Origin of the sequence: Klebsiella sp. BIGb0149 (genome assembly GCF_004362605.1) — a bacterium.
Lineage (GTDB): Bacteria > Pseudomonadota > Gammaproteobacteria > Enterobacterales > Enterobacteriaceae > Klebsiella > Klebsiella terrigena.
Genome location: NZ_SNYG01000009.1, coordinates 40121 through 56878 on the forward strand (window position 1 = coordinate 40121; position 16758 = coordinate 56878).

14 protein-coding genes are annotated in these 16758 nt (G+C 58.9%); 9 read left to right on the forward strand and 5 right to left on the reverse strand.

Going from position 1 to position 16758, the window contains the following annotated elements; genetic code table 11:
• The first annotated feature begins 48 nt into the window (after positions 1–48).
• Positions 49–387, forward strand: coding sequence for a nitrogen regulatory protein P-II (gene glnB / locus EDF75_RS24320; RefSeq protein ID WP_041146740.1), 339 nt, complete (start codon positions 49–51; stop codon positions 385–387).
• A gap of 37 nt (positions 388–424) precedes the next feature.
• Here the strand turns inward: glnB and hmpA are convergent, their stop codons facing one another.
• A complete protein-coding gene (hmpA, locus tag EDF75_RS24325) occupies positions 425–1615 on the reverse strand; it encodes an NO-inducible flavohemoprotein (protein ID WP_133601161.1) in 1191 nt (396 codons plus the stop codon).
• 322 nt (positions 1616–1937) lie between these two features.
• Here hmpA and glyA point away from each other — a divergent pair, with 322 nt between their 5' ends.
• A complete protein-coding gene (glyA, locus tag EDF75_RS24330) occupies positions 1938–3191 on the forward strand; it encodes a serine hydroxymethyltransferase (protein WP_045856360.1) in 1254 nt (417 codons plus the stop codon).
• A gap of 66 nt (positions 3192–3257) precedes the next feature.
• On the opposite strand, the gene EDF75_RS24335 is transcribed toward glyA, so the two are convergent.
• Both EDF75_RS24335 and EDF75_RS24340 read right to left on the reverse strand, forming a co-directional pair.
• Positions 3258–3725 carry a DoxX family protein gene (locus EDF75_RS24335; RefSeq protein ID WP_133601162.1) on the reverse strand — a complete coding sequence of 156 codons (468 nt, stop codon included), beginning with the start codon at positions 3723–3725 and terminating at the stop codon, positions 3258–3260.
• A 32-nt stretch (positions 3726–3757) separates the two neighbouring features.
• Complete coding sequence (locus tag EDF75_RS24340) at positions 3758–4951, reverse strand: ROK family transcriptional regulator (RefSeq protein WP_133601163.1); 1194 nt, start codon at positions 4949–4951, stop codon at positions 3758–3760.
• Positions 4952–5064: 113 nt separating this feature from the next.
• Here EDF75_RS24340 and EDF75_RS24345 point away from each other — a divergent pair, with 113 nt between their 5' ends.
• The 4 genes from EDF75_RS24345 (at position 5065) to EDF75_RS24360 (ending at position 11893) form a co-directional block, all read left to right on the forward strand.
• Positions 5065–8340, forward strand: a complete 3276-nt coding sequence (locus EDF75_RS24345; protein WP_133601164.1) for a DUF5107 domain-containing protein — start codon at positions 5065–5067, stop codon at positions 8338–8340.
• 68 nt (positions 8341–8408) lie between these two features.
• Complete coding sequence (locus EDF75_RS24350; RefSeq protein WP_133601165.1) at positions 8409–9845, forward strand: sugar porter family MFS transporter; 1437 nt, start codon at positions 8409–8411, stop codon at positions 9843–9845.
• On the forward strand, positions 9845–10672 hold the full coding sequence (locus EDF75_RS24355; protein WP_133601166.1) for an aldose 1-epimerase: 828 nt from the start codon (positions 9845–9847) through the stop codon (positions 10670–10672). Before EDF75_RS24350 ends, EDF75_RS24355 begins: the two co-directional genes overlap by 1 nt.
• 87 nt (positions 10673–10759) lie before the next feature.
• A complete protein-coding gene (locus tag EDF75_RS24360) occupies positions 10760–11893 on the forward strand; it encodes a 3-phenylpropionate MFS transporter (protein ID WP_133601167.1) in 1134 nt (377 codons plus the stop codon).
• On the opposite strand, the gene csiE is transcribed toward EDF75_RS24360, so the two are convergent.
• Positions 11890–13167, reverse strand: coding sequence for a stationary phase inducible protein CsiE (csiE, locus tag EDF75_RS24365; protein WP_133601168.1), 1278 nt, complete (start codon positions 13165–13167; stop codon positions 11890–11892). The genes EDF75_RS24360 and csiE overlap by 4 nt on opposite strands.
• Before the next feature lie 124 nt (positions 13168–13291).
• On the opposite strand from csiE, the gene EDF75_RS24370 reads away from it, so the two are divergent.
• Both EDF75_RS24370 and EDF75_RS24375 read left to right on the forward strand, forming a co-directional pair.
• On the forward strand, positions 13292–13930 hold the full coding sequence (locus tag EDF75_RS24370; protein WP_133601169.1) for a DUF1007 family protein: 639 nt from the start codon (positions 13292–13294) through the stop codon (positions 13928–13930).
• The gene (locus tag EDF75_RS24375; protein WP_133601170.1) at positions 13921–14901 is read left to right on the forward strand and encodes a nickel/cobalt transporter; all 981 of its coding nucleotides are present in this window, start codon (positions 13921–13923) and stop codon (positions 14899–14901) included. The genes EDF75_RS24370 and EDF75_RS24375 overlap by 10 nt, the downstream gene beginning before the upstream one ends.
• Before the next feature lie 43 nt (positions 14902–14944).
• Here EDF75_RS24375 and suhB read toward each other — a convergent pair whose 3' ends face one another.
• Positions 14945–15748 (reverse strand): inositol-1-monophosphatase, encoded by an 804-nt coding sequence (suhB, locus tag EDF75_RS24380; protein WP_045856343.1) that lies wholly within the window; start codon positions 15746–15748, stop codon positions 14945–14947.
• A 120-nt stretch (positions 15749–15868) separates the two neighbouring features.
• Here suhB and trmJ point away from each other — a divergent pair, with 120 nt between their 5' ends.
• Complete coding sequence (trmJ, locus tag EDF75_RS24385) at positions 15869–16603, forward strand: tRNA (cytosine(32)/uridine(32)-2'-O)-methyltransferase TrmJ (RefSeq protein WP_133601171.1); 735 nt, start codon at positions 15869–15871, stop codon at positions 16601–16603.
• The last annotated feature ends 155 nt before the right edge of the window (positions 16604–16758 follow it).

Genomic DNA, 16758 nt, shown 5'->3' on the forward strand with positions numbered 1-16758 from the left:
AGTTATGATACGGTAAGCAACCGGTTACGCGACTAAGACAGGAACACCATGAAAAAGATTGATGCGATTATTAAACCTTTCAAGCTGGATGACGTGCGTGAAGCGCTGGCGGAAGTCGGCATCACCGGGATGACGGTAACGGAAGTGAAGGGTTTTGGCCGTCAGAAGGGCCATACCGAGCTGTACCGCGGTGCGGAGTATATGGTGGATTTTCTGCCAAAAGTGAAAATCGAAATCGTGGTCACGGATGATATCGTCGATACCTGCGTCGATACCATTATCCGCACGGCGCAGACCGGTAAAATCGGCGATGGCAAAATCTTTGTCTTTGACGTGGCGCGCGTGATCCGTATCCGTACCGGCGAAGAAGACGACGAAGCGATTTAAGTTTTAACCCTCTCCCCGGCGGGGAGAGGGGCATCAGTTACAGCACCTTGTGCGGGCCAAAGCATTCGTAATGAATGCGCTCGCTATTGACCCCAAGCGCCACCAGCTGCTTTGCAGCATGCTGCATAAAGGCCACCGGGCCGCAGAGGTAGAACTGCATCTGCGGGTCGCGCAGGCTCTCGGCCTGAGCGGTCAAATCCATCAAACCTTCGCTATTAAAACGCGCCGCCTGACGGTCCTCTTCGCCTGGGCTGCGATACCAGACGTGAGACGCAAACTTAGGCAGGGCCGCGCCCAGCGCGCTGACTTCATCGGCAAAGGCGTGAACCTCGCCGTTTTCCGCCGCGTGGAACCAGTTAACCTGCGCCGGATGGCGCGCTTTTGCCAGCGAATCCAGCATTGCCAGCATTGGCGTCTGGCCGACGCCGCCGGAGAGCAGCGTTACCGGGGTTTGGGCATCAACGGTAAGGAAGAAGTCACCCGCCGGCGCTGCCAGGTGGACAACGTCCCCTTCGCTTGACGCATTGTGCAGCCAGTTAGATACCTGGCCGCCGCTCTCGCGCTTCACGGCGATACGATAGCCTTTGCCATCCGCCTTACGCGTCAGGGAGTACTGGCGAATCTCCTGATATTCAAACCCTTCTGGCTTCAGCCAGACGGCCAGGTACTGGCCCGGCTGATAGTCGGCAACCGGCTGGCCGTCCACCGGCTCCATTTCGAAGCTGGTGATCAGCGCGCTGCGCGGGGTTTTCTTCACGATGCGGAAGGCGCGGGTTCCTTCCCAGCCGCCGGTCTTGCTGGCGCTATCCTGATAGATTTCGGCTTCGCGATTGATAAAGACGTTAGCCAGCACGCCGTAGGCTTTGCCCCACGCATCAAGGACTTCCTGGCCCGGGCTGAACATTTCATCCAGCGTCGCCAGCAGGTGGCCGCCGACGATATTGTACTGCTCCGGACGGATCTGGAAGCTGGTATGCTTCTGCGCGATTTTCTCTACCGCCGGCAGCAGGGCCGCCAGGTTATCGATATTGCTCGCGTAGGCAGCAATAGCGTTAAACAGCGCTTCACGCTGATCGCCGTTGCGCTGGTTGCTCATATTGAAGATTTCTTTGAGTTCGGGGTTATGAGCAAACATGCGATCGTAGAAGTGGGCGGTCAGCTTAGGACCCGTTTCGACCAGCAGGGGAATGGTGGCTTTGACCGTAGCGATGGTTTGAGCGTCGAGCATAGCAGCTTCCTTTAGTGTTATCTTAATGATGCATTTTAAATGCATCTTATATAAATAACCCTGCAATGTAAATGGTTCTTTAACACTCCGCATTAAAACAGTTACAACCTGAAGAATTTGCATCACAAACCTGAAAAGAAATCCGTTGATAATCGTAGAGGCGTTATTGCTCAAAGCCTTGTGTCATGCGGAGCCAAACGTTTGCGTAAAATCGTTTGTCAAGACCTGTTATCACCGAACGATTCAGTTATACTGTGGGCCGTCGCCCAAAAAGGCCCCCATTTAGAGCTGTAATTTATTGTTAGCTGAGCAGGAGATGCGGATGTTAAAGCGTGAAATGAACATTGCCGATTATGATGCCGAACTGTGGCAGGCTATGGAGCAGGAAAAAGTACGTCAGGAAGAGCACATCGAACTGATCGCCTCCGAGAACTACACCAGCCCGCGCGTGATGCAGGCTCAGGGTTCTCAGCTGACCAACAAATATGCCGAAGGCTATCCGGGCAAGCGCTACTACGGCGGCTGCGAATACGTGGATGTCGTCGAGCAGCTGGCTATCGATCGCGCAAAAGAGCTGTTTGGCGCCGACTACGCCAACGTGCAGCCGCACTCCGGTTCTCAGGCTAACTTCGCGGTTTACACCGCTCTGCTGCAGCCAGGTGATACCGTTCTCGGTATGAACCTCGCGCAGGGCGGCCACCTGACTCACGGCTCCCCGGTTAACTTCTCCGGCAAACTGTACAACATCATCCCTTACGGTATTGATGAGTCCGGTAAAATTGACTACGAAGACATGGCGAAGCAGGCGCAGACCCACAAGCCGAAGATGATCATCGGCGGCTTCTCTGCCTATTCCGGCGTCGTTGACTGGGCAAAAATGCGTGAAATCGCCGACAGCATCGGCGCTTACCTGTTCGTTGATATGGCCCACGTCGCCGGCCTGATCGCCGCTGACGTCTATCCGAACCCGGTTCCGCACGCTCACGTTGTGACCACCACGACCCATAAAACCCTGGCGGGTCCGCGCGGCGGCCTGATCCTGGCGAAAGGCGGTAGCGAAGAGCTGTACAAAAAGCTGAACTCTGCCGTCTTCCCAAGCGCCCAGGGCGGCCCGCTGATGCACGTTATCGCTGCAAAAGCCGTGGCGCTGAAAGAAGCGATGGAGCCTGAGTTCAAGGTCTACCAGCAGCAGGTCGCTAAGAATGCTAAAGCGATGGTGGAAGTGTTCCTGAACCGCGGCTACAAAGTGGTCTCCGGCGGTACTGAAAACCACCTGTTCCTGCTGGATCTGGTTGATAAGAACCTGACCGGTAAAGAAGCTGACGCCGCCCTGGGCCGCGCCAACATCACCGTGAACAAAAACAGCGTGCCGAACGATCCGAAGAGCCCGTTTGTAACTTCCGGTATCCGTATCGGTTCTCCGGCCGTGACTCGCCGCGGTTTCAAAGAAGCGGAAGTGAAAGAGCTGGCCGGCTGGATGTGTGACATTCTGGACAATATCAATGACGAAGCGGTAACCGAGCGCGTTAAAGGTAAAGTTCTGGATATCTGCGCCCGCTTCCCGGTTTACGCATAACGCTTAGCTGTTGAAAGCGAATAAAAGGCCGCGAATGCGGCCTTTTTTACGTCCGTTGCCCGATGACTAACGGCGGTCGAGGGAGATGGCGCCCGGGCCGACTATCGCCAGCAGCAGGAAGGCGCCGGCAATGCTGACGTTTTTATAGAAGTTAATCATATTTGGCATTATCGCATCGCCGGACATATCCCAGTAGTGGTGGCCAATAACCGCCGTACCCAGCGTATAAAAAATAAAAATAACCGCCAGCGGACGCGTGAAGAAGCCGAGAATAATCAGGATCGCCGCCGGAACCTCCATCACGATAGCGATAATGGCCGCCAGCGTCGGCAGCGGCGCGCCGGATGACGCCATATACTGCACGGTGCCGCTAAACCCCATCAGCTTTGGGTAGCCAAAGATGATAAACAGCAGCACGACGGCAATTCGTGCAATCAGGAGCAGTACGTGGCGCGAGGAACCAAAATCAAAATAACGTAATGCGTTCATAACCAGCACCTTATGAAAGACGTGTTCTTTAAACGTAATACACAATTTTGCTCCCCGCCACGAATTGAGACCGGCGTCTAAATTTTCTCCAGCGCCTCCTCCACGTACAGATAGCCAATACCCAGCAGCTGCTGCGGGCGGGTGAGCCGACCGAAGCTAATTTGGGTAGCATGCGCGCGCGGAGCGTCGCCGTGGTCAAAGGGGTTGAAGCTGGTTTGTTTAACAATGGTGTTGAGCCACTGCTCGCCAAAAGCGCAGCTGCGGCCATAGAGCCATATCTGATTAATATTGAGCAGATTGAGGAAATTATACAGGCTCAGGCCAATGGCGTTGGCGGAGCGTTCAACCCAGGCGCGGATATGCACGTCGCCCCGTTCCCAGGCCGCAATAAGCGACTCGGTGGTGAGTTTTTCGGGGGAGGGCTGCACCTCCGGCTGGGTTTTTAGCCACACCCGAGCCTGCTTTTTCAGCGCGCTGAGCGAGGCGATGGTTTCCAGACAGCCATAGCGTCCGCAGTCGCAGGCAGTGCCGTCAGGATTGACGATCGTATGGCCAATCTGGCCGCTGCCGTAGAGGCTTCCGCGGTAGATCTGATCGTTAATAACAAACGATGAACCAATACCGTAATCGACGTTGATCACGCAAAAATCCTGCGGCGCAGCGCTGTTCTGCCATTTTTCGGCCAGCGCCAGCATGGCGCAGTCATTATCGACCCTGACCTGAACGCCGAGCTCCTCCTCAAGTAAATATTTGAGTTCGACAGGTGTTTTCCAGCGCGCCTGCGGCATGGTTTGCGAAACGCCGGTTACCGGATCTACCTGCCCGTGAACACCCAGCGCGACGTTGATTTTATGCTGCGGATAGCGGCGGTGGACGCGGCGCCAGCAGTCGATAATCGCTACCAGTAAAGCCTGAGGCGTCGGCGCATCGATACGAATATGCTGGTGCGCGTCGACGGCCAGCAGGCGAGCGTCGGCGAGCTGGTACTCAATGCTGGTGGGGGTGATATTCATACATAGCGTCCAGGCACCGTGCAGCGGGATCTGAAAGCTACCGCTATTGACGCCCCGATTGCTCATTTTTTCTGCAGAATGGCTGATGAGGCCTTCGCCGAGCAGCTCGTCGAGTATGTTGCTCACCGCCGGAATGGAAAGCCCGCTGAGCTGAGCGAGCTGCGATTTGCTGAGCTGCTTTTCCCGCCACAAACAGGCCAGAAAGATTGATTTGTTGGCCTGCCTGACCCGAACGTTGTTGAATCCGGTTAGCTGCATACACTTAACTCCCTTAACTATATTGCGTGAGCATTGCGCATTTTAACCGCTAATCAAGATTATAAACTCGCCTCCATCAGGTTTTTACTTAATTAATTTTAGTGGAGAGCGCTATGCACGGTTCGGTTAAGGTCTGGCAGGAAACGATTACACTCCCGACTTGGACGACGGGAGCGGAGGATCCTAACCCGATGTTCCTCGAAAAGCGGGTCTATCAGGGTTCCTCCGGCAGCGTGTACCCCTATGGCGTGGTTGATACCTTAACCGGCGAGCGGGAGATGCGCGACTATCGGGCGGTGTGGATGGAGAATGATTTCATTCGCGTCATGCTGCTGCCGGAGCTCGGCGGCCGCATCCATCGCGCCTACGATAAAGTTAAGCAGCGTGATTTTGTCTACTACAACGAAGTGGTGAAACCGGCGCTGGTCGGCCTGCTCGGGCCGTGGATATCCGGCGGGATCGAGTTTAACTGGCCGCAGCACCATCGTCCGACAACCTTTATGCCCGTTGATTTTACCATCCAGCAGGGGGAGGGCGGCGTGCAAACCGTATGGATGGGCGAAGCCGAGCCCATGCGCGGGCTGCAGGTCATGGCCGGTTTTACCCTTTACCCCGACCGCGCGCTGATTGAAATTACCGGCAAGGTCTTTAACGGCAACGCCACGCCGCGCCACTTCTTATGGTGGGCCAACCCGGCCGTGAAGGGCGGAGATGCCCACCAGAGCGTGTTCCCACCTGACGTTACCGCCGTGTTCGATCACGGCAAGCGCGACGTTTCTGCCTTCCCCATCGCCACCGGCACCTACTATAAAGTGGACTACAGCGCGGGCGTGGATATCTCCCGCTATAAGAATGTCCCGGTGCCGACCTCCTACATGGCAGAGAAATCAGCATATGATTTTGTCGGTGCCTACCATCACGACGAACGAGGCGGACTGCTGCACGTCGCCGATCACCATATCTCGCCGGGTAAAAAGCAGTGGAGCTGGGGCTATGGTGATTTCGGCCAGGCCTGGGATCGCAATCTGACCGACGCTAATGGTCCCTATATCGAGCTGATGACCGGCGTCTTTACCGATAACCAGCCCGATTTCACCTGGCTTGCGCCCTATGAAGAGAAAATTTTTGTCCAAAACTTCCTGCCGTATAGCGAGCTGGGAATGGTGCAAAATGCGAATACCCGCCTGGCGCTAAAGCTGGTTCGTGAAGATGAGCAGCTGCGGCTGGGAGTCTATGCGATTGCACCGCTGGAAAATATCGTGCTGGAGCTGAGCGCGGATAATCAGCCGCTCTATGAAACCCAGCTAACCCTGCTGCCGGGTGAAAGCTGGCAGCACGCGCTACCCGAGAATGGCGCTTCGCGCTTGACCCTGCGGGCGAAAAGCGCCGAGGGCGAGCCGCTGCTGCATTATCAGGAGCATCTCGCCCAGCAGACCCCGCTACCGGAGCCAGCAACCGCTCCGGCGCTGCCGGACGAGATCGACAATGGCGATGAGCTCTATTTCATTGGCCAGCATCTTGAGCAGTATAACCACGCCAGCCGCTACGCCGGAGACTACTACCGTCGGGCCATTGCGATTGATCCCGAGGATTACCGAAATAACGTCGCTCTTGGCACCCTGGCGCTCAACGGCGCCGACTGGCCGCTGGCGGAGCAGTGCGCCCGCGCCGCGCTGCGGCGCGCCCATCGGCTGAATAAAAATCCGCGCGACGGCGAGGCCAGCATGCTTCTCGCCAGCGCCCTGGAAAGGCAGGGGGATGAAGCCAGCGCCTGGGATAGCTATTACAAAGCCTCATGGAGCGGCGGCAGCCGCGATGCGGCCTACTGGTCGCTGGCCCGGCTGGCGATGAAGCGCGGCGAGGTTGCCGATGCGCTGGAAAAAGTCGACATCAGCCTGCAATTCAATGCCACCAACCACCTCGCGATGGGCCTGAAGGCGCTGGCGCTGGCGAAATTAGGGCGCGGCGATGAGGCGCAGGATTATATCGACCGATGCCTCGGGCAGTATCCGCTGAGCTACCCGCTGCACTGCGTGCGCTGGATGATTGGCCAGGATCGCGAATCCCGGGAAAACCTGCTGCGCGTCACCGGCCGCAGAGGCGCCAATGCCAGCCTGCTGGCGGGATGGCTGCTCTCTATCGGACAGCCGTCGTCTGCACAGGCGCTGCTGGCGCTACTGGATTCTCAGGAGGCGCTGCCGATGCTGTGGCGCGCCGCGCTATGCGAAGATGCAGACGAGCGCCAGCAGTTCATCGCCTCGGCGCAGCGCTGTCACGCCCTGCGGGTTCGCTTCCCCAACACGCTGGATGAAGTCTGGATGCTGCAACGGCTGGAAGAGAGCGCGTTTGCCCGCTATCTGCTGGGCTGCTTCTGGTATAGCAAGCGCCGCTACGAGGATGCCGTAAGCTGCTGGCGTGACGTGCTGGCAAAAGACCCAGACTACGCGCCGGCCCATCGCCTGCTTGGCGTCTACGCGTGGAATAAGCGGCAGGATCTTCCCCAGGCGCTGGCCAGCCTGCAGCGAGCGGTGGACATTGAACCGCAGAATGCGCGCTTTCGCTTCGAGCTCGACTATCTCAACAAGCTGACCGGGGCGCCGGTTGGCGATCGATTACGCGATCTGCAGGCGCATCGCGCCGTGGTGCTGAAGCGGGACGATCTCACCGCCGAGTTGCTCAGCCTGTGGAACAGCAGCGGGCGCTATGCCGAGGCCGCAGATATTCTCCGTACGCGAAAATTCCATCCCTGGGAGGGCGGGGAGGGCAAGGTGACGGGGCAATATCTGCTTAACCAGCTGCACGTTGCCTTACAGGCGATTGAGGGCCGGGCGTACTCTGCGGCGACCCAGCGGCTGGAGGAGGCGCTGCGCTATCCCCTAAACCTCGGGGAGGGAAGGCTTCCGGGGCAGACGGATAACGATATCTGGTATTTGCTGGCCCACTGCGCCGCACAAGCGGGAGAGACCCAGCGCGCCGCAGCCTGTTACCAGCGCGCGAGCCTGGGGGGATCGTCGCTGGATGCCGGTCGCTACTACAACGATCAGCCCGCCGACTATCTCTTCTGGCAGGGAATGGCGCTGCGCAAGAGCGGCGACGTGCAGCAGGCGGACCGCCATTTCCACAATTTCATCGACTGGGCCCGACGCCATCGTGACGACGTCCCGGACGCTGATTTCTTCGCCGTCTCGCTGCCTGACCTGGTGGTGCTTGACGTCCCGGCGGCAGCGCAGCATCGGCAGCACTGCCTGTTTATTGAGGCGCTGGGATATCTGGGTCTGGGGAATGTGGCTGACTACCGGCGAGCGATTCAGCAGCTGCTGGCCGTCAACCCCGCCCATGATAAGGCGCATCTGATCGACCACGCCCTGCAAAGCGGCATTTTTTCCTGAACCTCAACCGGCGGGCTCGCGCCCGCCAACCCTACTGTTCCCTGCGTTTCCCTGAAAGAGGAATCCTTATGAATAACGCGCAGACACAACTGAAAATGGGCTACGTCTGGACGATCTGTCTGGTTGCCGCCTGCGGTGGTTTACTGTTTGGCTATGACTGGGTGGTGATCGGCGGCGCGAAGCCGTTTTATGAAGCCTATTTTTCCATTACCGACCCGGCGCAGTCCGGCTGGGCGATGAGTTCAGCGCTAGTTGGCTGCGTTTTCGGAGCGCTGGCTTCCGGATGGTGCGCGGATAAGTTTGGCCGCAAAATTCCGCTCATCATCGCCGCGGCGCTGTTTACGCTCTCGGCCTGGGGCACGGCGCTCGCCGGCAGCTTCGATCTGTTCGTGGCGTGGCGTATCGTTGGCGGCCTGGGGATCGGGCTGGCTTCTGCGCTAAGCCCAATGTATATCGCCGAGATAAGTCCCGCCGCGCAGCGCGGACGCTTTGTGGCGGTGAATCAGCTGACTATCGTTATTGGCGTTCTGGCGGCGCAGCTGGTTAACCTGGCGATCGCGAAGCCGGTGGCCAGTAGCGCTACGCTGGCAGAGATCAGCGCCAGCTGGAACGGACAGGTTGGCTGGCGCTGGATGTTTGGTTCCGGCGTCGTGCCCGCGCTGGCGTTCCTGGTCCTGATGTTTTTCGTTCCCGAGTCGCCGCGCTGGCTGGTCCGCGTGGGGAAAAGCCAGCGTGCGCACCGGATGCTAATGCGCATCGGCAATCAGCGCTACGCCGATGAAACCATCAGGGATATCGAGCAAACCCTCAGCAAAGACACGCAAAAAGTCTCCTGGTCCGCGCTGTGGCAGCCCAAAGTTCGCCCGATCATTGTGATGGGTATGGTGCTGGCAATGTTCCAGCAGTGGTGCGGTATTAACGTTATTTTCAACTACGCGCAGGAGATTTTCGCCTCCGCCGGATTTGACATTAACAGCACGCTGAAATCGATCGTGGCGACCGGGCTTATCAACCTGATCTTTACCATCGCCGCGCTTCCGCTGGTCGACAGGATTGGTCGCCGCAGGCTGATGCTGCTCGGCGCCGCCGGGCTGACCATCATCTATGCGCTGATCGCTGCGGCCTACGGTCTGGGGATCCTGGGATTACCGGTACTGATTCTGGTGCTGGCGGCGATCGCTATTTACGCGCTGACGCTGGCGCCGGTGACCTGGGTTCTGTTATCGGAAATTTTCCCTAACCGCGTGCGCGGGCTGGCGATGTCGCTGGGTACGCTGGCGCTGTGGGTGGCCTGCTTCCTGTTAACCTATACCTTCCCGCTGCTGAATGCCGGGCTGGGCGCGTCGGGCAGCTTCCTGCTGTACGGGGTTATATGCGCGGCGGGGTATCTGTACATTCTGCGCAACGTTCCGGAAACTAAAGGCGTTACGCTGGAAGCGCTGGAAGAGCAGCTGGCGCAGCGTCATGCCGGCAGGCAGGCGTTGAAACAGGAGCAGACGCGCTAATGGCGGACGGCTTCATTCTGGAAAACGCGCATCTACAGATGCGCGTCGATCCGCAGGGCGGTAAGGTGCAAAGTCTGTTCTCCCGTCGGCATCAAACCCCGGTGTTGCATGAAAATCCTGCCGGCGGCCTGTTCCCGATGGTGCCGCTGGCAAACCGGGTGGCCGGCAACCGCTTCTCCTTTCGGGGGCGCGAAATCATCCTGCCTAATCATCAGGCTGACGCGCGTTTTTTTCTCCACGGCGACGGCTGGTTGAGCGAGTGGGAGGTCATCGAACGCTGCGCAGAACGCTGCGTACTGGAGCTGCATAGCCGCCACTCCTGCGGATTCGACTATCGCGCACAGATCCGCTACGAGCTACGGCAGGGGGCGCTTCTCGCCTCCCTGACCGTTACCCACTGCGGCGACGAGCCGATGCTTTACGGCGGCGGCTTTCACCCCTTTTTTGCCTTCGACAGGCTAAGCCGGATGCAGTTTTTGGCGAGCGGCCACTGGCCAGAGGGCGAGTTGCACTTGCCGCTTAGCTGGCGCGGTGAGCTGCCGGAGGGCGGCGATTTCACGCAGCCTGCCTGTGGAGAGGATCGCTGGCTGAACGTCTGCTATTCCGGCTGGAACGGCACGGCCGTCATCCAACGAGAAGTGATGTCCGTCACAATTTCATCGCAAACTCCATGGCTTATGCTGTTCCGTATGTCGGGTGAACCGTTTGTCTGCCTTGAGCCACAAAGCCATCCTGTAAACGCGCACAACGTGGACGGGCAGCCTGGTCTGGTGGTATTAGGCCCGGAGGATAGGGTTTCATGGTCGCTGAAAATTGCGGTTAAATAGGCCTGATTCAGCGGGTTATACCTAAATCCCCGGCTTGCGCCCGCCGGGGTTTGTCGCCAGACTGTCGCCTCCATTCGGGAGGAAATCATGGTCTTGCACTCCACGCGCTGGCTGGCGCTTAGTTACTTTACCTACTTCTTTAGCTACGGCATCTTTCTGCCGTTCTGGAGCGTCTGGCTGGCAGGCGCGGGGCTGACGCCGGAAACGATCGGTATGCTGCTCGGCGCCGGGCTGGTGGCGCGTTTTCTCGGCAGCCTGCTGATTGCGCCGCGGGTAAGCGATCCCTCCCGGCTCATTTCCGCCCTGCGGGTGCTGGCGCTGCTGGCCCTGCTGTTTGTCCTTGGCTTTTGGGCCGATAGCCGCGTCGCCTGGCTGATGGTGGTGATGGTCGGCTTCAATCTGTTTTTCTCTCCGCTGGTACCGCTGACCGATGCGCTGGCGAATACCTGGCAAAAGCAGATAACCATGGACTACGGGCGCGTGCGTCTGTGGGGATCGGTGGCGTTTGTGATCGGCTCCGCGCTGACCGGCAAGCTGGTCAGCCTGTTTGATTATCGGGCGATCCTGGTGCTGCTAAGCCTCGGCATCGCCTCCATGCTGCTGGGCATGCTGCTTACACCCTCGGTGATGCCGCAGGGGGAAGTTCGCCACCAGCAGGCGGCCGGGCTCCCGGCATGGCTGAAGCTGGTGCGCCAAAGCTGGCGCTTCCTCGCCTGCGTCTGCCTGCTGCAGGGCGCCCATGCCGCCTACTATGGCTTCAGCGCGATTTACTGGCAGGAGGCGGGCTATTCCGCTTCGGCGATCGGCTATCTGTGGTCGCTGGGGGTGGTCGCGGAGGTGGTTATCTTTGCGCTGAGCAAAAAAGCCTTTAGCCGCTTTAGCGCGCGGGATCTGCTGCTGCTCTCCGCCGTTTGCGGGCTGGTTCGCTGGACGCTGATGGGCTGGACCACCGAGCTGCCGTGGCTCATCGTCGCGCAGATCCTGCACTGCGGCACCTTTACGGTATGTCACCTGGCGGCGATGCGCTATATTTCGGCGCGTCAGGGCGGGGAGGTGATTCGTCTGCAGGCGGTTTACTCCGCGGTGGCGATGGGGGGCAGCATTGCGGTAATGACGGTATTTGCCGGCTTCCTCTACCAGCACCTGCACCAGGGCGTGTTCTGGGTGATGGCGCTGGTTGCCCTGCCGGCGCTGGTGCTGAGGCCGAAGGCGGTATCCTAGTCCTCGAGCATTTGACAAATATGCTGCCGCTGGTGATCGCTGAACATCTCCTCAGCGTGAAACAGCGGCGGTGAAAACAGCGGCAGCGCCGTAGCATAAGGGGTCACCACCAGCGCCACGCCCTTCGGTGCGCCCTCCTTTTGAAAGGCGTGAACGTTCTGATATTTGATATTGAGCGGCAGCAGGGTCAGCTCGCGCAGCTGCAGCTCAAGCGCCTGCTCGAGGTCGGGATTGTCGTGGGTCAGCAGCACCACCTGCTTCTCGTGCAGCTCGCTTTTCTGCATCAGCCATGCGCCAAAAATCACCGCAATCAGCCCCACTTCCTCCTGATTAAAGCGAACCCGGTAGGCGCTCTCAAACTCCTCCAGCGCCATTTTTGTGGTGCGCATCAGGCGCGGATAGAGGCGGCTCATCTCCTCCGGCAGCGCATTATCGATACCGATCGCGAACACGCTGCGGTTTAGCGCCTGGGAGAGATGAATATAGAGCTGATCGCTCAGCCCCCGATCGTCGCTAAACGGCCGGCCGGATAGATCCTGGAAACGGTGGATCAGCCCGGAGATAGCCAGGTGCAGGCGGCGGTCCTGCTGGTGGCCATCGCGGATAGGATCGGGCGTTTTGAGCAGCATGAATAGCAGGGTCAGAAACAGCTGCTCGCCCGCGTGCGGCGCGGTAGCGACCCGACGCTGCCAGTGGCGGATAATCTCAGCGGCAAGTATCGACTCCGCCGCCTCCTGGGTCCAGCGCTGCTGATCTTCGGTAAAGGTCGGCGTCTGCCCGAGATGATGCTGAAGCAGGCAGTACTGCAGATAGAGGCGCAGGAAGTGAATATCCCGACAGTCAAACTGGCGGTTAAGCGTCCGGGCGCAGCGGTTGACCAGCGCCTGCAGATTGGTGTCGTCATATAAGGTGCGCGCAACGCCCTGCAGTTTAAGCTGCGTTTTTAATGCCGGGGTAAAATGGTGGCGGATAAAATGCGGACACAGGCGCAGCGCCCGGCGTAAGCCGTGCAGCAGGCACAGGCGTTGATCGATTGCAGCGCCTTCAATCCGATAGCTGCCGTCCACCTGCGACGCGAGGGTCAAGCGGTGGTAACGCTGAATGTCACGTTCCGTCTCCGCGATATCCTGCCGGGCCGTCGCCTCGTCAACAAGGTTGATCGCGCTAAGCCGCTCGGGGGTGACCGGCTGCCCGGGCAGATAAAACATCAGCAGGACCTGGTTACGGCGCTGTGGACTGGAAAGCGCAGATGGTGGTTCAATCACGGTCATCATCTGATAAGTTCCAGTTAGGGTTTTCGCTAAGAATAGCCAATGGATGAACAGAGAGCAGGGCAGGCTGGCGTCTTTACGTCAGGATTGCTGGATAAGTTCACAGAATTTTTCACGTGAGGAACGGATGAAGAGAGTGAAACAATGCACCGGTGCGGCATTTTTCATGGTTTTATCATTTAGCGTGCTGGCGCATCCGCATAGCTTTATCAGCCTGCGGACGGAGGTGGTCGCCGATAACGGACAGCTCACCGGTTTCAAAATGCGCTGGACGATGGATGAGATCACCTCCTCAGACCTGCTTTACGATGCCGGCAGCGCAAAGCCGGGAGATGAAGTATGGAAAAAGCTGGCGGCGGAGGTGATGGCGAACGTCCTTGGGCAGCACTACTTCAGCGAGCTTTGGCATAACGGCCAGCACGTGAAGTTTGATAATCGCCCCGACGGCTACGGTCTGGAGCGCGACGGACACCAGGCGGTGCTGACCTTTACTCTGCCGCTGGCTAAACCGCTGCCCCTGGCGGGACAAACCCTGACGCTTTCGACCTTCGACCCGACCTATTACGTCGATATGTTCTATGACAAGCCGGGCGACGTCACCCTGCCTGCGGCGCTGCGTGCGGGATGCAAGGTGACGGTGGTGACGCCAAAGCCGAATGATAAAATGACGGCTTTTGCGCAGTCTCTCGATAAAGCCGACGCGCCGCCGGAAGATATGGCGCTCGGAACCTATTTTGCTCAGAAGGTGACGCTGACATGTCAGTAGTATTCTCAACCCCCTCCCGGGCTTCCCGCCTGCGCCAGCTGTGGCCGCTGGCGCTGTTTTTAGCGCTGGCAGCGGGCGCCGGCGTCTGGCTCTGGCAGGCCTGGCCGGAAGTGATGCTGCAAAGCGCTATCTGGCAGCGGGCGCTCAATTTTGAACTCAGCGGCCTGCTGAAAGCGGTGGCGGAAAATCCGCGAGCGGCCGGGCTTTCGCTGCTGGCGTTTAGCTTTATCTACGGCGTCCTGCACGCCCTGGGGCCGGGGCACGGCAAGATTGTGATTACCACCTGGCTGGCGACGCATCCCGCGAAGCTCCGCTCGAGCATTGCGCTGACGCTGGCCGCCTCTCTCCTGCAGGGCGCGGTGGCGATTGTGCTGGTGGTGGTGGTGCTGACCCTGCTGCAGCTGCCCGCAAGGCAGCTTCACCTAAGCAGCTTCTGGCTGGAGAAGGGGAGCTATCTGCTGGTCGGCGCGCTGGGCCTGCTACTGTGCTGGCGGGCGCTGAAAAAGCTGCGCGGGCAGCTGCGTCGGCCAACGTTTACCGCCTTTACGCCCCATCACGTTCATCATGCGCACTGCGGCTGCGGGCATCTGCATATGCCGGCGCCGGAACAGCTGCAAAGCGGCGACGACTGGCGCGCGCGGCTGGCCATCGTTTTGTCGATGGGCATGCGTCCCTGCTCAGGGGCGATCATGGTCCTGCTGTTTAGTAAGGTGATTGGCGTATTTGGCTGGGGGATGGCGGCGGCGCTGGCAATGGCGGCGGGAACCTCGCTGACTATCAGCGGGCTGGCGCTGCTGGTGCACGGCTTTCGTCAGCTGGCCGTTAAGCTTAGCGCGAATAAAACGCCGCCTCTTTGGCAGCAGATTGGCTGGTCGACTTTGGCGCTGTCCGGCGGCGTCGTTTTAGTGGCGGCGGCGGTGGTGATGTGGAGCAGTGCGGTGCCGGGCGGCGGCGGACTGCGGCCGTTTTGAGCGATACTCTCACCCCGGGCGGGCCGGGGTGAGGTGAGAGAGATTAACGCTTCAGCGCTTCGCTCAGCTCTTCGCGCATGTTGGCCAGCATGGCTTTAACAACGCGCGGGTTGCCGGCAACGATATTGCCGCTGTACAGGTGGTTATGGCCACCGGTGAAGTCGCAAACGATAGCGCCCGCTTCACGAGCAATCAGCTCGCCAGCAGCGAAATCCCACGGCTTCAGCGCGATCTCGAAGTATCCATCAACGCGGCCGGCGGCAACGTAGGCCAGATCCAGGGCTGCGGAACCGGTGCGGCGGAAGTCAGCGCATTCGGTAAACATTTTGCCCAGAATATTCATGTAGGTGGTGGCGTGCTGTTTCGCTTTGAACGGGAAACCGGTGGCGATAATCGTACCATCCAGATCGCGAGCGCTGCTGCCGCGCAGACGATAGCCGTTCAGCTGAGCGCCCTGGCCGCGGGTTGCGGTGAAGAGTTCGTTGCGCATTGGATCGTAAACCACGGCGACTTCGGTACGGCCTTTAATGCGTACGGCGATGGATACGGAGAAGTGCGGCAGACGTTTTACGAAGTTGGTGGTGCCATCCAGTGGATCGATAACCCATTGAACATCCTGATCTTCACCTGCGTGCTCACCGCTTTCTTCGGTGATAATAGTGTGCTGCGGGTAAGATTTGCGAATCGTTTCAATAATCAGCGCTTCGGCTGCCTTATCGACGTTAGTCACAAAATCATTGCTGCCTTTCTGGCTGGTTTCTACGGAGTCTGGCGTTTCGTAGTGCTTGGCAATTAAATTACCCGCCTTGCGCGCTGCGCGCACGGCGATATTCAGCATCGGATGCATCGGTCTCTCTCACTGGATGTTAAAGAACGGGAAAAAACGGCGCACATAGTAACAGTGAAATCTGCTTATGTCTTCGTTTTATGATAGCATGCGTGAATAATCTTTAGCCGAAGAACACTAATGCTGCAAAATATTCGAATCGTACTGGTAGAAACTTCACACACTGGCAATATGGGCTCCGTGGCCCGGGCAATGAAAACCATGGGCCTGACAAACCTGTGGCTGGTTAATCCGCTGGTTAAGCCTGACTCTCAGGCTATCGCCCTGGCGGCCGGCGCCAGCGACGTTATCGGCAATGCGCATATCGTCGATACGCTGGATGAAGCCCTGGCCGGATGCAGCCTGGTGGTCGGTACCAGCGCCCGTTCGCGTACTTTGCCGTGGCCAATGCTCGACCCGCGCGAGTGCGGCCTGAAGAGCGTTTCAGAAGGCCAGCACGCCCCGGTGGCGCTGGTCTTTGGCCGGGAGCGCGTCGGTTTGACCAACGACGAGCTGCAGAAATGCCATTACCACGTCGCGATTGCCGCCAATCCGGAGTATAGCTCGCTGAACCTGGCGATGGCGGTGCAGGTCATCGCTTATGAGGTGCGGATGGCGTGGCTGGCGACTCAGGAGCAGCCGCAGGTCGAACAGCAGGAAGAGGCGCCGTATCCGCTGGTGGATGATTTAGAGCGCTTTTACGGCCATCTCGAGCAGACGCTGCTGGCGACCGGCTTTATTCGCGCCAGTCATCCTGGGCAGGTGATGAACAAGCTGCGCCGTCTCTTTACCCGCGCGCGCCCGGAAAGCCAGGAGCTGAATATCCTGCGCGGAATGCTGGCGTCGATTGAGCAGCAGCACAAGAACAAAGAGTAAACCGGCCTCTTTGCGGCGCATCAAGGCCGCAGAGGGCGCGCTGAGTCGTTGAACCGGTCGCCCTGAGAGCCGCAGTACGGCCGGGAATATGGGCGTCAGGACGCAAGGGCACAGATAGCCAAATACCTGACTAAAACAGTCAAGTAAATAGTTGA

What these genes read in the sequence shown, in the direction of transcription:
- csiE (WP_133601168.1), bottom strand. Translation starts at nt 13,167, where the DNA reads ATGATGACCGTGATTGAACCACCATCTGCGCTTTCCAGTCCACAGCGC.
- hmpA (WP_133601161.1), bottom strand. Translation starts at nt 1,615, where the DNA reads ATGCTCGACGCTCAAACCATCGCTACGGTCAAAGCCACCATTCCCCTG.
- EDF75_RS24375 (WP_133601170.1), top strand. Translation starts at nt 13,921, where the DNA reads ATGTCAGTAGTATTCTCAACCCCCTCCCGGGCTTCCCGCCTGCGCCAG.
- trmJ (WP_133601171.1), top strand. Translation starts at nt 15,869, where the DNA reads ATGCTGCAAAATATTCGAATCGTACTGGTAGAAACTTCACACACTGGC.
- EDF75_RS24345 (WP_133601164.1), top strand. Translation starts at nt 5,065, where the DNA reads ATGCACGGTTCGGTTAAGGTCTGGCAGGAAACGATTACACTCCCGACT.
- EDF75_RS24340 (WP_133601163.1), bottom strand. Translation starts at nt 4,951, where the DNA reads ATGCAGCTAACCGGATTCAACAACGTTCGGGTCAGGCAGGCCAACAAA.
- EDF75_RS24370 (WP_133601169.1), top strand. Translation starts at nt 13,292, where the DNA reads ATGAAGAGAGTGAAACAATGCACCGGTGCGGCATTTTTCATGGTTTTA.
- glnB (WP_041146740.1), top strand. Translation starts at nt 49, where the DNA reads ATGAAAAAGATTGATGCGATTATTAAACCTTTCAAGCTGGATGACGTG.
- EDF75_RS24355 (WP_133601166.1), top strand. Translation starts at nt 9,845, where the DNA reads ATGGCGGACGGCTTCATTCTGGAAAACGCGCATCTACAGATGCGCGTC.
- EDF75_RS24350 (WP_133601165.1), top strand. Translation starts at nt 8,409, where the DNA reads ATGAATAACGCGCAGACACAACTGAAAATGGGCTACGTCTGGACGATC.
- EDF75_RS24360 (WP_133601167.1), top strand. Translation starts at nt 10,760, where the DNA reads ATGGTCTTGCACTCCACGCGCTGGCTGGCGCTTAGTTACTTTACCTAC.
- glyA (WP_045856360.1), top strand. Translation starts at nt 1,938, where the DNA reads ATGTTAAAGCGTGAAATGAACATTGCCGATTATGATGCCGAACTGTGG.
- suhB (WP_045856343.1), bottom strand. Translation starts at nt 15,748, where the DNA reads ATGCATCCGATGCTGAATATCGCCGTGCGCGCAGCGCGCAAGGCGGGT.